Origin of the sequence: Comamonas sp. JNW (genome assembly GCF_003105075.1) — a bacterium.
In the GTDB taxonomy this organism is placed as follows: domain Bacteria; phylum Pseudomonadota; class Gammaproteobacteria; order Burkholderiales; family Burkholderiaceae_C; genus Comamonas; species Comamonas squillarum.
Window position 1 is genome coordinate 256,341 of sequence record NZ_QETI01000001.1, and the last position, 14,542, is coordinate 270,882.

The 14,542-nt window shown below is 62.6% G+C and carries 14 protein-coding genes; 5 read left to right on the forward strand and 9 right to left on the reverse strand.

Features of this window, described 5'->3' with window-relative positions:
- Positions 1–35: 35 nt before the first annotated feature.
- The 6 genes from gltX to folC all read right to left on the reverse strand — a co-directional run bounded on the left by gltX (position 36) and on the right by folC (position 7,229).
- Positions 36–1,436: a glutamate--tRNA ligase gene (gene gltX, locus DCO45_RS01205; protein WP_116924126.1), complete on the reverse strand. Its 1,401-nt coding sequence runs from the start codon at positions 1,434–1,436 to the stop codon at positions 36–38.
- Positions 1,433–2,647, reverse strand: coding sequence for an O-succinylhomoserine sulfhydrylase (locus DCO45_RS01210; protein WP_116924127.1), 1,215 nt, complete (start codon positions 2,645–2,647; stop codon positions 1,433–1,435). The genes gltX and DCO45_RS01210 overlap by 4 nt, the downstream gene beginning before the upstream one ends.
- Positions 2,648–2,677: 30 nt before the next feature.
- Positions 2,678–4,189, reverse strand: coding sequence for an amidophosphoribosyltransferase (gene purF / locus DCO45_RS01215; RefSeq protein ID WP_116924128.1), 1,512 nt, complete (start codon positions 4,187–4,189; stop codon positions 2,678–2,680).
- Positions 4,190–4,208: 19 nt separating this feature from the next.
- On the reverse strand, positions 4,209–4,748 hold the full coding sequence (locus DCO45_RS01220; RefSeq protein WP_116924129.1) for a CvpA family protein: 540 nt from the start codon (positions 4,746–4,748) through the stop codon (positions 4,209–4,211).
- 127 nt (positions 4,749–4,875) lie between these two features.
- A complete protein-coding gene (locus DCO45_RS01225) occupies positions 4,876–5,847 on the reverse strand; it encodes an SPOR domain-containing protein (RefSeq protein WP_116924130.1) in 972 nt (323 codons plus the stop codon).
- A gap of 62 nt (positions 5,848–5,909) precedes the next feature.
- A complete protein-coding gene (gene folC / locus DCO45_RS01230) occupies positions 5,910–7,229 on the reverse strand; it encodes a bifunctional tetrahydrofolate synthase/dihydrofolate synthase (RefSeq protein WP_116924131.1) in 1,320 nt (439 codons plus the stop codon).
- A gap of 46 nt (positions 7,230–7,275) precedes the next feature.
- On the opposite strand from folC, the gene DCO45_RS01235 reads away from it, so the two are divergent.
- From DCO45_RS01235 to argG, 4 genes are all read left to right on the forward strand, one after another.
- The gene (locus DCO45_RS01235) at positions 7,276–7,638 is read left to right on the forward strand and encodes an ArsC family reductase (RefSeq protein ID WP_116924132.1); all 363 of its coding nucleotides are present in this window, start codon (positions 7,276–7,278) and stop codon (positions 7,636–7,638) included.
- A 211-nt stretch (positions 7,639–7,849) separates the two neighbouring features.
- A complete protein-coding gene (locus DCO45_RS01240) occupies positions 7,850–8,638 on the forward strand; it encodes a glycine zipper 2TM domain-containing protein (RefSeq protein ID WP_116924133.1) in 789 nt (262 codons plus the stop codon).
- 177 nt (positions 8,639–8,815) lie between these two features.
- Positions 8,816–9,133, forward strand: a complete 318-nt coding sequence (locus DCO45_RS01245) for a pyrimidine/purine nucleoside phosphorylase (RefSeq protein ID WP_021028618.1) — start codon at positions 8,816–8,818, stop codon at positions 9,131–9,133.
- A gap of 121 nt (positions 9,134–9,254) precedes the next feature.
- Complete coding sequence (gene argG / locus DCO45_RS01250; protein ID WP_021028617.1) at positions 9,255–10,592, forward strand: argininosuccinate synthase; 1,338 nt, start codon at positions 9,255–9,257, stop codon at positions 10,590–10,592.
- A gap of 410 nt (positions 10,593–11,002) precedes the next feature.
- On the opposite strand, the gene DCO45_RS01255 is transcribed toward argG, so the two are convergent.
- The 3 genes from DCO45_RS01255 to DCO45_RS22460 all read right to left on the reverse strand — a co-directional run bounded on the left by DCO45_RS01255 (position 11,003) and on the right by DCO45_RS22460 (position 13,331).
- Complete coding sequence (locus tag DCO45_RS01255; RefSeq protein ID WP_116924134.1) at positions 11,003–11,407, reverse strand: cupin domain-containing protein; 405 nt, start codon at positions 11,405–11,407, stop codon at positions 11,003–11,005.
- 176 nt (positions 11,408–11,583) lie between these two features.
- A complete protein-coding gene (gene aceA, locus DCO45_RS01260) occupies positions 11,584–12,915 on the reverse strand; it encodes an isocitrate lyase (RefSeq protein WP_116924135.1) in 1,332 nt (443 codons plus the stop codon).
- Positions 12,916–13,079: 164 nt separating this feature from the next.
- Complete coding sequence (locus DCO45_RS22460) at positions 13,080–13,331, reverse strand: hypothetical protein (RefSeq protein ID WP_133247971.1); 252 nt, start codon at positions 13,329–13,331, stop codon at positions 13,080–13,082.
- Here DCO45_RS22460 and DCO45_RS01265 point away from each other — a divergent pair.
- On the forward strand, positions 13,330–14,298 hold the full coding sequence (locus DCO45_RS01265; protein ID WP_116924136.1) for a DMT family transporter: 969 nt from the start codon (positions 13,330–13,332) through the stop codon (positions 14,296–14,298). The two genes, DCO45_RS22460 and DCO45_RS01265, sit on opposite strands and share 2 nt — an antisense overlap.
- Positions 14,299–14,542 lie beyond the last annotated feature (244 nt).

Below are 14,542 nucleotides of genomic sequence, written 5' to 3' on the forward strand. Positions count from 1 at the left end.
GCTGCTCACCGAAGACTCGAATTATAGGGTGTATTTCAGCGCTTTTGCAGTCTTTCGATAATTTTTTCACGACCGAGTAATGCAAGCACCGCGTCCACCGATGGCGTATGGGCTGTGCCGACGGCCAAAACACGCACCGGCATGGCCAGTTGCGGCATCTTGATACCGTGCGTCTTGAGCACCTGCTTGAAGCCGGCGCTGATCGCCTCCTTGCTCCAATCGCCCTCTTGCAGCACCTGCAGCAACTCGTCGATCACCGGGATGATCTCGGGCGTCACATGGGTGCTCAGGTCTTCCGCGCTGGGCTGCACGTCCTGGTAGAAGACGCGGGCCCATTGCGCCAGGTCCGCCAAGGTATCGCAGCGGTCCTTGAACAGCGCGCAGATGCGCGGCAGGCGGCCATCACCCACGGTGATGCTGTCCAGACCCAGGTTCTTCATGAACGGGGTCAGCATGGCAGCGAGCTCATCATCGGGCGTCAGCTTCATGTGCTGGGCATTGACCCAGCGCAGCTTGGCCTCGTCAAACTGGCCCGCGCTGCGGCCCAGGTGGTCCAGGTTGAACCAATCGAGGAACTGCTGGCGCGAGAAAATCTCGTCATCGCCGTGGCTCCAGCCCAGGCGCGCGAGGTAGTTCACCATCGCATCGGGCAGGTAGCCTTCGTCACGGTACTGGGTGACGGCCTTGGCGCCATTGCGCTTGCTCATCTTCTCGCCCTGCTCATTGAGCACGGTGGGCAGGTGGGCAAACACGGGCACATCGGCGCCCAGCGCTTCAAAGATGTGGATCTGGCGCGGCGTGTTGTTGACATGGTCGTCACCACGGATCACGTGGGTAATCGCCATGTCCATGTCATCGACGCAGACGCAGAAGTTGTAGGTCGGCGTGCCATCGGGACGGGCGATGACCAGGTCATCGAGCTCGGAGTTCTGGAACTCGATGCGGCCCTTGCACTTGTCTTCCCAGGCCACGACGCCCGTCAGCGGTGTCTTGAAGCGCAGCACGGGCTTGACGCCTTCGGGCACCGGCGGCAGCACCTTGCCCTCTTCAGGGCGCCAGGTACCGTCGTAGCGCGGCTTTTCCTTGTTGGCCATCTGCTTTTCACGCAGCGCGTCCAGCTCTTCCATGCTCATGTAGCAGGGGTAGACGGCGCCCTTTTCTTGCAGGGTGGCCAGCACTTCCTTGTAGCGGTCCATGCGCTGCATCTGGTAGAACGGGCCCTCGTTGGGGTCCAGTTGCAGCCAGGCCATGCCTTCCAGAATCACATCAACGGAGGCCTGGTTGGAGCGCTCCAGATCGGTGTCTTCAATGCGCAGGATGAAATCGCCCTGGTTGGCGCGTGCAAAGGCCCAGGGGTAGAGGGCCGAGCGGATATTGCCCAGATGGATAAAGCCGGTAGGCGACGGGGCAAAACGGGTACGTACTTTGGTGCTCATGTCAGGGTATCCAGGCCGCGCAACAGGTCGGCTTTCAAATCATCCAGGTGTTCCAGACCGACGGAAATGCGGATCAGGCCCTGGCCCACGCCAGCGGACTGGCGCTGCTCTTCGGTCAGGCGGCCATGCGAGGTGCTGGCCGGGTGGGTGATCGTGGTCTTCACATCCCCCAGGTTGGCCGTGATCGAGCACAGCAAGGTGCTGTCAACCACATGGAAGGCATTGGCGCGCAGTTGTTCAGCGCCCTGGCCCACCACATCGAAGGCCAGCACAGCGCCGCCCATTCCATTTTGCTGGCGCATCGCCAGCGCATGCTGGGGGTGGCTTTCCAGGCCAGGGTAGTAGACCCGGGCCACCTTAGGGTGCCCTTCCAGCCAGCGTGCCAGCTCCAGCGCGGCGGCGCTTTCGGCCTTGACGCGCAAGGACAGGGTCTCCATGCCCTTCATCACCACCCAGGCGTTGAACGGCGAGAGGTTCAGACCCCCACTGCGCAAGAAGGTGCCCATGACCTTGTCGACCAGCGCGACGGTGCCGCAGACGGCGCCGGCCATCACGCGGCCCTGGCCATCGAGGAACTTGGTGCCCGAATGCACGACCAGATCAGCGCCCAGCTTGGCTGGCTGCTGCAGCACCGGCGTGGCAAAGCTGTTGTCGACGGCCAGCAAGGCGCCATGCGCAAGGGCCAGCTCGGCCAGCGCGGCAATGTCGCACAGGTCGGTGAGCGGATTGGTCGGCGTCTCGGCAAACAGCATGCGCGTGTTGGGCCGGATGGCGGCCTTCCAGGCCTCCACATCCGTTTGCGACACAAAGCTGGTTTCCACGCCAAAGCGCGCCATCTCGGTGCCCAGCAGCTTGATCGTCGAGCCGAACATGGACTGCGAGCAGATCACATGGTCGCCAGTCTTCAGCACGGTCAGTGCCACCAGCAAAATGGCAGACATGCCCGTCGAGGTGGCGATGGCGCACTCGGTGCCTTCCATCGCGGCCAGGCGGCGCTCAAAGCTGGTCACCGTCGGGTTGCCGGTGCGGGTGTAGGTATAGCCCTCCTCCAGCGCGGCAAAGCGGCGCGCGGCCGTCTCGGCATTGGGTTGCACAAAGCTGCTGGCCAGGTACAGGGCTTCGCTGTGCTCGCCCCATTGGCTGCGCTCCACCGCCTCACGCACCGCCAAGGTATCGGGATGCAGGCCCGGCGGCAATTTCTTATCAGTCATTCTTCTTCCCAAGCAGTACGCAGACCGCCATCAAGCCGCATCCGTCACATCTGCGTTGCGCAGCGACAGACGCGAGGTATCGAGATCATCCTCTTCGGTGGACACACGGCCTTCGTTGACCTGCGAGATGCCTTCGGGCGTGATGCCGGTGACATAGACACCGTCAAAGCACGAGGCCTCAAAGCCATGCACACCGGTGTTCAATTTGCCCACGGCGTTTTTCATGCCATCGACGTCCTGGTAGATCAGCGCGTCGCAGCCGATGTACTGGCGAATCTCTTCGAGGCTGCGGTCATGGGCCACCAGCTCCTTGGCGGTGGGCATGTCGATGCCGTAGACGTTGGGGAAACGCACCGGTGGCGCAGCGCTGGCCAGGTAGACCTTGTTGGCGCCGGCGTCGCGCGCCATCTGCACGATCTCCTTGGACGTGGTGCCGCGCACGATGGAGTCATCGACCAGCAGCACATTGCGGCCCTGAAACTCGCTACCGATGGCATTGAGCTTCTGGCGCACCGATTTCTTGCGCGCGCCTTGGCCCGGCATGATGAAGGTACGGCCCACATAGCGGTTCTTGACGAAGCCTTCGCGGTAGGGCTTGCCCAGCAGCTGGGCCAGTTGCATCGCGCTGGGGCGGCTCGATTCGGGGATCGGAATCACCGCATCGATTTCGTTGGGCGGCACCATCGAGATCACGCGCGTGGCCAGCGATTCACCCAGGTTCAGGCGCGCCTGGTAGACCGACATGCCATCGAGCACCGAGTCCGGGCGGGCCAGGTAGACAAACTCAAAAATGCAGGGGTGCAGGCTGGGGCTTTCGGCGCATTGCTCAAACGTGAGCGAGCCGTCGTCGCCGATGAACACCGCTTCGCCCGGTGCAATATCGCGCTCGAGCTGCTGCAGCGTGCCTTCGAGCGCCACCGATTCGCTGGCCACCATCACCGTACCATCGGCACCACGGCCAATGCACAGCGGACGGATGCCGTTTGGATCGCGGAATGCCACCACACCGTGGCCGGCGATCAGTGCGATGACCGCGTAGGAGCCCTGCACGCGCTTGTGCACCGCACGGATCGCATTGAAGACATCCTGCTTTTGCAGCGGGATACCGTGCGTGGCGCGTTCCAGCTCATGGGCGAACACGTTGAGCAGCACTTCCGAGTCGCTCTCGGTGTTGGTGTGGCGGTGGTCGGTGGAGAACAGCTCCTTGCGCAGCTGCACGGCATTGGTCAGGTTGCCGTTGTGCACCAGCACGATGCCAAAAGGCGCATTGACGTAGAAAGGCTGGGCTTCCTCTTCACTGTAGGCATTGCCTGCCGTGGGGTAGCGCACCTGGCCCAGGCCGACATTGCCCGGCAAAGCCCGCATATTGCGGGTACGGAACACATCCTTGACCATGCCTTTGGCCTTGTGCATGAAGAACTTGCGACCCTGTTGGGTTGCAATGCCTGCTGCATCCTGTCCACGGTGTTGCAGCAGCAACAGCGCGTCATAGATCAATTGATTGACCGGCGTGCTACTGACGACTCCGACGATTCCACACATATTGAGCGTTCCAAAAACGTTAACGCGGCTCTGCCGCGATGCGTGAACCAGCCTCGGTGAGCTGGTCCACCAGCGAAGACCAATGTCTTCCCATTTCTTGCGGCATCCATGGCCGCAACACTGACACTGCCGACACCAGATGCGGTGCGAAGACTGAAGTGTTCCAGATTTGCGATTCCCGCATCGATGTCAGCATAAAAACCAGAGCGATCAACACAAGTAGTAACACCCCACGCAAGGCGCCAAAAAGCGCGCCCAGCGTGCGGTCAAAAGGCCGCAAACCCACAATCTGAACCAGTTTGCCGATGATGCGAATCACCAGACCCAAGGCAAAGATGGCGACAACAAAGACGATCACAAGGCCTGCGGCGATCCGCACACCCTCGTCCATCTCCTGCATCGGCAACCACATGCCGACCTCAGCGCCCCACAGGCGGGCCGCAAAAAAGGCCAGCACCCAGCTGATCAGCGACAGCACCTCGAACACCAGACCGCGCAAGGCGCCGATCAGCACCGATCCCACCAGGATCACGACAAACACCCAATCCAGCGCCGACATGTCAAAGCTCCGCCCGCAGGGGCCAGGGAGCGCCTGCCAAGGCCCGCGCCCGGCAAGGGGGGCATGGCGATGACAAGGCGCGGTAGATAGGTGTCACAACTTCAGGCACATGGCTGCGGCGCCAGTCCTACATCGGCAGCAGCGCAGCGGGCAGGCCCTGGGCGCGCACCTTGGCTGCGGCACTGTCGGCCTCTTCCTTGCTGTTGAAAGGCCCCACCCGCACACGGATGCGGTTGCCCGAGGCCGTCTTGACCGACTGCGTATAGGCGGGCACACCGGCCATCTGCAACTTGGCACGCACCTCGGCCGCCTTGCTCTCTTCGGCAAACGCACCCACCTGGATCGCATAGCGGCTGGCAGCGGCCGCCGGCTTGGCGGCGGGGGCAGCGGCAGGCGCTGCGGCAGTCGCACTGGCGGTGCGGCCTTCCATCATCGCGCGCACGCGCTCGGCCTCGTCATCGCGCTTGGGCTTGGCCGGTTCTGCCGGCTTGGGCTTGGGCTCTTCCTTGGGCTTGGCTTCCGGTTTGGGCTCAGGTTTGGCCTCAGGCTTGGGTTCAGGTTTAGGTTCGGGTTTGGGGGCCGGCTTGGACTCGGGCTTGGGTTCTGGTTTCGCAGCGGGCTCGGGCTTGGCCGTTGGCTTGTCGGCGGGTTTGCTGGCGGCAGCAGTTGCTGCTGCAGCAGCTGAGGCAGCAGCGCTGGCGCCAGCGGCGACCGGTGCCGTGGCGGCCGGACTGGCTGCATTGCTTCTTGCGCCGACAATCTCTTCGCCCGCATCCAGGCCATTGTCATTGCCCGAACGGCTGCCGTGCGGCGCTGCGGCGTTCGACGCGGGCGGCACGGCCAGGGCGGCCACGCGTTCGCGGTCCGGTATTTCAATCGAGGCATTGACAGGCACCGGGCGCGGCTGGGTGTCGAACAGCATCGGAAAACCGATGATGGCCGCCAGCACCAGCACGGTGGCACCGATCAGGCGGTGGCGCGCGCGGCGGCGCATGGCATCCACGCTCTCGGCGGGATTGCTGCGCGGCGCGCGAATCACGCGCGGGCTCTCCGCTTCCTGTTGCTTTTTACCGGGCCATCGAAGATTGAAAATTGCCATGAACGATTGGAGGTGGAGCTTGAAAACAGGTCGCTGGGAGCGGCCCCATCGGGGGGCTGCTTTTAGTTCAGGTGCTTGGCATCGAGCCGTGGCACACCGTGCTTCAACACCCCGCCCACCGTAAAGAACGAGCCGAAAACGACGATTCTATCAGCGGGCCCTGCCGCTTCGACGGCCGCCTGGAATGCGGACATCGGGTCCGGGTAACAAGCTGTAGCCACTTCGCGCCGCTGCTCGGACAGCAGGTGCACGGCATTCCATTTGGACTGCAGGTCCACCGCCTTCTCGGCCCGGTCCGTGGGCAGGTCGCAGAAATACCAGCGGTCCACCAAGGGGCCCAGCTTGCGCAGCATCGGCGTCAGGTCCTTGTCGTGCATCGCTCCAAAGACCGCATGGGTGGTTGGAAAGTAGCCCATCGCATCCAGATTGGCCGTCAGCGCGGCAATCGCATGGGGGTTGTGCGCGACATCCAGCACCACCGCAGGCTGGCCGGGCACGATCTGAAAGCGCCCGGGCAGCTCCACCATCGCCAGCCCATTGCGCACGGCCTGGGCCGTGACGGGCAGCACCTGGCGCAGGGCCTCGTAGGCGGCCAGCACGCCAGACGCATTGACCAGCTGGTTGGCACCGCGCAGCGCCGGGTAGGCCATGCCAGCATAGCGCCGGCCGCGCCCCGCCCAACTCCACTGCTGCTTGTCGCCCTCGTAGTTGAAATCGCGGCCAAAGCGCCACAGATCCGCGCCAATGCTCTGCGCGTGGTCGATCACGCTTTGCGGCGGCACCGGGTCGCTGACAACAGCCGGTTTGCCCGGGCGCATGATGCCGGCCTTTTCCCGGCCGATCGATTCACGGTCCGGACCCAGCAGGTCCATATGGTCCAGGTCGATGCTGGTGATGACCGCGCAGTCCGTGTCGATGATGTTGGTGGCATCGAGCCGGCCACCCAGCCCCACTTCCAGGATCGCCACATCCAGCCTGGCCTGGCTCAACAGGCGCAGGATCGCCAGCGTCGTGAACTCGAAATAGCTGAGCGAGACCTCGGGCGCCTGCAGGCGGGCCGCTTCCACCGCTTCGAAATGCGGCAACAGATCGGCGGCAGAGACAATCTCGCCATGCACGCGGCAGCGCTCTTCAAAATGCACCAGGTGGGGCGAGGTGAACACCCCGGGGCGGTAGCCGGCTTCCAGCGCCACGGCCTCCAGCATGGCGCAGGTCGAGCCCTTGCCATTGGTGCCCGCCACCGTGATCACCGGGCAGGCAAAGCGCAACGCCAGGCGCTCGGCCACGGCCTTGACGCGGGTCAGCCCCATGTCAATGGTTTTGGGATGAATCTGCTCGCAGTGGGCGAGCCACTGCTCCAAGGTATCGAAACGGGTTTGCATGGGGCCAGATTGTCGCGTAATTGCGGCTGTGTCATCATTGCTGCCCATGAGTAACCACACCATCGCCGTCTACGGCATCCCCAACTGCAGCACTGTCAAAAAAGCCCGTACCTGGCTGGAGGCGCAGGGCGTCGACCACCAATTCCATGATTTCAAGAAAGCGGGTGTGCCCGCCAGCCATCTGCCCGACTGGATCGCCAAGGCCAGCTGGGAAAAGCTGGTCAACCGCCAAGGCACCACCTGGCGCAAGCTGGACCCCACGGTACAACAAGCCGTGACAGACGCCGACAGCGCCAGTGCGCTGATGATTGCGAACCCCAGCGTGATCAAGCGCCCGGTTGTCGAATGGGCCGATGGCTCCGTCACCGTGGGCTTTGATGAGGCGGTTTGGAGCAGCAAGATCGCCTGAGGGCCCTCTGCGGATATGGCTGGGCGGTGTTGACCGGCGCTTTACGCTGCGACATGGTGCAGATACACGCCCGGGGCAGCATGGGGGCATGCTGAACTTTATGTCGCCCACACAGTCTTAGATATTTGTGCAGGCGGTGTAAAGCGTGTCGCCCAGACTCTGTACTGGCGCGTTGAGCACCCAGCAACTTATCGCTTTTTTGGAGGCATTCATGCCACATCTGCTCTCAGCCCGCCTGATCGTGCTGGCTGCGCTGTCCACCTTGGCGGCAGCCAGCCCCTCGGTCTGGGCCCAAAATTACTCACCCTCTTCCGATCCCTTTTTGCCGCAGCAGGCCCCCGGCGCGCAGCCGCCCTTGCCTGCGGGCGAGCAGCCCTATGGCCGGGTACTGTCGGTCACACCGGCCTACCGCCAGGTCAACACGCCACAAACCGTCTGCAATGACCAGCAGGTGTATGCCGGCCAGCGCACCTCCGGCGTGGGCGCCATTACTGGCGCCGTTGTCGGTGGCTTGCTGGGCAACGGCATTGGCCATGGGTTTGGCCGCGCAGCAGCCACCGGCGCCGGTGTCATTGCCGGCTCGGCCATCGGCAACCAGCTCGAAGGCGGCACCCCCAGCTACCAGACGGTGCGGCAATGCGCCAACCAGTACACCACGCAAAACCAGCCCGATGGCTATAACGTGGAGTATGAATACGCCGGCCGCCGCTACAGCACGCGCACGGCCACGGCACCGGGCGAATGGCTGCCGCTGAGCGTGCAGCCTGCCGCTTCGGCCTACGACAACTCTCCTCCACAGGACTATGCCCCCGCGGCACCTGAGCCCGGCGTTGTCGTCAGCAGCCAGCCGGTCTACCAACAGCCCGTCTATATGGCGCCGCCCCCGGTCTATGTCGCGCCGGCGCCTGTGTACTATGCGCCGCCGCCCGTCATGCTGCAGCCTTCGGTGCAGATTGGCGTGGGCGGTTACTGGGGCGGCCACCGCGGCCACTGGCGTTAAATCGGAGCGCCAAGCGCCTCCCCATGCCACGCATCCTGGCATGACAGCCAGCAGCAGTGCAGACGCACTGCTGCTTTTTTATGCCTGCCCTGCCGCTCAACTGCCCCACCATGTTTCAGAGACGGGCAAAGGCCTCGCCTACAATGGCGGTTTTCCTCCTTTTACCTGTTGTCTTCCATGATCACTGAGAGCATCGACGGCGTACGCCTCACCACCAAGGCCAATGTTTATTTTGATGGCAAGTGCGTCAGCCACAGCTACCAGCTGGCCGACGGCACCAAGCAATCGGTCGGTGTGGTGCTTGCAGCCACCTTGACCTTTGGCACGGCCGCTGCCGAGATCATGGAATGCGTTGCCGGCGCCTGCGAGTACAAGCTCGACGGCAGCGACGAATGGAAAAAGTCCGGCCCTGGCGACAAGTTCAGCGTTCCGGCCAACAGCAAGTTCGATATCCGCGTGGCCGAGGCCTACCACTACATCTGCCACTACGCCTGATTTTTGGGGCCTGCGCCGGGCCAGCTGGCGCACGCCTCCCGCTGCACGCCGCTTGTCTGGCGCATCACTGAATCCTCAGACAGCATCGCAGCAGCGCCTGTTTTTAGAGAAAAGCCACACCATGGAAACCATCCTGCAACATGTTCCCGTCGGCCAGAAGGTCGGCATCGCCTTCTCCGGCGGCCTCGATACCAGCGCAGCGCTGCGCTGGATGAAGAACAAGGGCGCCCTGCCCTACGCCTATACGGCCAACCTGGGCCAGCCCGATGAGTCCGATTACGACGAGATCCCGCGCAAGGCCATGGAGTACGGTGCCGAGAAGGCCCGCCTGATCGACTGCCGCAGCCAGTTGGCCAACGAAGGTATCGCCGCCATTCAGGCCGGCGCCTTCCACATCTCCACTGGCGGTATCACCTACTTCAACACCACGCCGCTGGGCCGCGCCGTGACCGGCACCATGCTGGTGGCCGCGATGAAGGAAGACGACGTCAACATCTGGGGCGATGGCTCGACCTTCAAGGGCAATGACATCGAGCGTTTCTACCGCTACGGCCTCTTGACCAACCCTGCGCTGAAGATCTACAAGCCCTGGCTGGACCAGACCTTCATCGACGAGCTGGGCGGCCGCGCCGAGATGTCCGCCTTCATGACCAAGGAAGGTTTTGGCTACAAGATGAGCGCGGAGAAGGCCTACTCGACCGACTCCAACATGCTGGGGGCCACCCACGAAGCCAAGGACCTGGAGTTCTTGAACAGCGGCATCCGCATCGTCAACCCCATCATGGGCGTCGCGTTCTGGAAGCCCGAGGTCGACGTAAAGGCCGAGGAAGTCTCCGTCACCTTTGAAGAAGGCCGCCCTGTGGCCCTGAACGGCCAGCGCATCGAAGACCCGGTCGCCTTCTTCCTGGAAGCCAACCGCATCGGCGGCCGCCACGGCCTGGGCATGAGCGACCAGATCGAGAACCGCATCATCGAAGCCAAGAGCCGCGGCATCTACGAAGCCCCCGGCATGGCGCTGCTGCACATCGCCTACGAGCGCCTGGTCACCGGCATCCACAACGAAGACACCATCGAGCAGTACCGCATCAACGGTCTGCGCCTGGGCCGTCTGCTCTACCAAGGCCGCTGGTTTGACCCACAGGCCATCATGCTGCGCGAAACCGCCCAGCGCTGGGTGGCCCGTGCCATCACCGGCACCGTGACGCTGGAACTGCGCCGTGGCAATGACTACTCGCTCTTGAACACCGAATCGGCCAACCTGACCTACAAGCCCGAGCGCCTGTCGATGGAAAAGGTGGAAGACGCGCCATTCAGCCCCGCCGACCGCATTGGCCAGCTGACCATGCGCAACCTGGACCTGATGGACACCCGCGACAAGCTGGCCATCTACACCCAGACCGGCCTGCTGACCGCCAGCGGCAGCCACGCGCTGCCCCAGCTGGGCAACGACAAGAAGTAATTCCCCCAGCGGAATCCTTCCATTCAGCAAAAACCGCTGTGTGCCTGCCCAGGCCACAGCGGTTTTTTATCGTCTGGATGCGGCGCGAGAGCGGCGCTCTTAGAACCTGTTCAAAGTCTCCTCGCGCCGCGACAGTGTCTTTGCGAGATCGGATGCGAGGGGGGCGCCCAGCCGCGCAATACCGCAGCAATAGCCCAGCTATTGCGAGGATTTGCAACGACGCAGACCGCTCCCTAGCCGGGCGCCCCTTCCCGGGCAGCGCAAAGCCACTGTCCCTGTGGGTTGGAGTGAAATCGGGCGATTTCTTCGCGCTGGCCCTTGCTTGCACCCCGGTGCAAGCTGCGAACCAGCCCTTCGAACTCATCCCGATTGCACTCCAACGCGGCTGCGTAGAGACTTTGAACAGGTTCTTAGGCCTCGGCCACCAGATAGACCTTCTTCACAAAGCTGTCCACCTCCCAGTGGCCGGTCCAGCCCTCGGGCATGATGAAATGGTCGCCCACGCCAAAACGGTGCACGGTGCCATCGGGGTCGACGAGGCGGCAGTCGCCTTCGACAATGACGCAAAACTCGATATAGCCCTGCACATTGGAGCTGAAGTGGCCCGCACTGGACTGCCAGGTGCCCGAACTCACCTTGCCGCCCAGGCCCTCGAACACATTCATGGTCTGGTACTCGGTATCGCCGCTGATCGGGCGGCTGGGCTTGCCGATGACGGGATTGACCAGGGTCTTGGCGGGCCAGTGGATGATGGAGATCTTGGGAGCGGCGGGTTCGGCGGGCGTGGCAGAGGTGCCAGCGGCAGTAGTGGACATGGCAGTGATCGATAAGCGGTGCAAATGCGCAAGCAGCGATTATCTGGCAGTGCTGCTGCGCAGCGCCTCAGCTCTGGGATGAAAAGCCAAAGAAAAGGCGGCACCCCTGGTGCCGCCTTGCTGCATCTGCTGCGCCTGCAGGCCGTCTCGCCTGCAGCGCATGCAGACGTCGCAGATCAGTGGAACTGCTCTTCTTCGGTCGAGCCGGTCAGCGCCTTGACGCTGGACGACCCGCCCTGGATCACCGTGGTCACATCGTCGAAGTAGCCTGCGCCCACTTCCTGCTGGTGCGAGACAAAGGTGTAGCCTTGCTCGCGGGCAGCGAATTCGGGCTCCTGGATCATCTCCACATAGTGCTTCATGCCTTCGCCACGGGCATAGGCGTGGGCGAACTTGAAGGTGTTGTACCAGTTGCTGTGGATACCAGCCAAGGTGATGAACTGGTACTTGTAGCCCAGCGCTGCCAGCTCGTCCTGGAACTTGGCAATCGTCGCGTCGTCGAGGTTCTTCTTCCAGTTGAACGATGGCGAGCAGTTGTAGCTCAGCAGCTTGCCGGGGCTGGCGGCATGCACGGCCTGGGCAAATTCGCGGGCAAAGCCCAGGTCCGGCGTGCCGGTTTCGCACCACACCAGATCGGCATACGGCGCGTAGGCCACGCCACGGCTGATCGCCTGCTCCAAACCGTTCTTGACGCGGTAAAAACCTTCTTGCGTGCGCTCGCCCACCAAGAAGGGCTTGTCGTTGGCGTCGTGGTCGCTGGTGATCAGGTTGGCCGCTTCGGCATCGGTGCGGGCCAGCACAATCGTGGGCACACCCATCACGTCGGCCGCAAAACGCGCGGCAATCAGCTTCTCGCAGGCTTCATGCGTGGGCACCAGCACCTTGCCGCCCATGTGGCCGCACTTCTTGACGGCAGCGAGCTGGTCTTCAAAGTGCACGCCGGCAGCGCCCGAGGCAATCATGTTCTTCATCAGCTCAAAGGCATTGAGCACGCCGCCAAAGCCCGCTTCGGCATCGGCCACGATCGGCAGGAAGTAGTCGATGAACTCCTTGTCGCCCGGGTTCACGCCCTTGGCCCACTGGATCTCGTCAGCGCGCTTGAAGGTGTTGTTGATGCGGCGCACCATGGTGGGCACCGAGTCATAGGCGTAGAGCGACTGGTCGGGGTACATGGTCTCCGAGGTGTTGCCGTCCGCTGCCACCTGCCAGCCCGAGAGGTACACCGCTTCCAGCCCCGCCTTGGCCTGCTGCATCGCCTGGCCTGCGGTGATGGCGCCGAAGGCATTCACATACCCCTTCTTGGCCCCGCCATTGATCTTGTCCCACAGCACCTGGGCGCCGCGCTGGGCCAAGGTGTACTCCGGCTGCACGCTGCCGCGCAGGCGCACCACGTCAGCAGCCGAGTAGCCGCGCTTGACGCCCTTCCAGCGGGGGTTCTGCGCCCAATCCAATTCAAGGGCGGCAATTTGCTGTTCGCGGCTGAGTTGCTGGTTCAGTTTCTGAGACATGGGGGACTCCTGTGGTCAAGTGGGTGGAACTAACGGATCGAAAACCGGTGGACAGATACCGTCTGTCCATGGCCTTAACTGTACGCCTGCCTCGCCGCATATTTTTGTCTTATGTCTTATATAAGACTTATTTTTAATCGTTAAAAATCAACATCCTATTAATACTATTTCGCATTGAGAAATGCAATTTCTCGTATTGAGAAATATTGACGCACTGCAATATCAGCATATTTCATAATATGAGAATCCGTTTTCAGAACCACTGCTGTCCAGGCTGCAGCAGCGCTGCCTGCCAGAGGCTGGCCAATTGCGGCATGATGCGCATAGCCCATTGTGCAAAGCGGATATGACAGCTTGCTTGCGCCTGGCGCCGCCTGCCCCGATCGCCCCGCTCCCCTTTTAGTCTTTGCAACCATGCGCATCCATAGCAAGCCTCTGGCCTATCTGTATTTGGCACTCAGCATGTCGCTGGTGGGCGCCTATGTCGCGCTCTCCAAGCCGCTGGCCGCCACTTTTCCGGTCTTGCTGCTGGCCTGGCTGCGTTTTGGCATTGGCGGGGTGGCCATGCTGGGCTGGCTCAAACGCCCGGCCAAAGAGGCGCCATTGCCCGCCAAGGCCAAGGGGCTGCTGTTTCTCGAATCCTTTTTTGGCAACTTCCTCTTTACGCTGTGCATGATCACTGGCGTGTCGATGACCAGTGCGGTCACCGCCAGTGTCACGATGGCGACGATCCCGGCAGCCATTGCGCTGCTCAGCTGGCTGGTGCTCAAGGAGCGCATCAGCGGGCGGGTGATGATCGCCATCAGCCTGGCCGTGCTGGGCATTGCGCTGCTGGCCTTTGCCAAGCCTGGCGCCAGCGCACACGCGGGCGCGGCTGCAGGCGCTGTCACCGAGACAGACCCGAGCAAGCACTGGCTGGGGCAATGGCTGTTGGTGGGCGCCGTGTTCTGTGAGGCCTGCTATGCGGTCATCGGCAAAAAGCTCACCAGCAGCTTGAGCCCCAAGCGCATTGCGGCGCTCATCAACCTCTGGGGCTTTGTGCTGACCCTGCCTTTTGGCCTGTACCTGGCCTGGCATTTTGAGTTTGCCCAGGTGGGTGGCGCCACCTGGCTGCTGCTGGTCGGCTATGCGTTGGCCGCCTGCATGGTCACTGTCTGGCTGTGGATGACCGGGCTGCAGGTCGTTCCTGCCTCGCAAAGCGCGGTGTTCACGGTGATGCTGCCGCTGTCGACTGCACTGGTGGGCGTGGTGTTTCTGGGCGAAACCCTGAGCGGCTTACAGATGCTGGCCTTTGCCATTGCCGTCTCCAGCCTGGCGCTGACGACCTTGCCGGTGCCCCAGCGTGGCAGAGGGAAGACAGTTTTGCAACGCGACCCCGATTGACACCGCCTTGGGAGCCAGTACCATGCTCCGAGGGGAACAGGCCCCAATCTGACAAGAATCAACGCCCTAAGCTGCTCGTTGATAGCTTTGATCCATCAACAAAGGTTAGCAAAGCTAAAACAAGCAACATTTCGAGGCAAAAAAATGCGCCGCTCCCTTGGAAAGCGGTTTTTTTGCCGTTAGCATGGCCGTAACCAGCGGAGGGAAACTCTGGCTGGCGATAGAGATATTGACACAAGGAAAC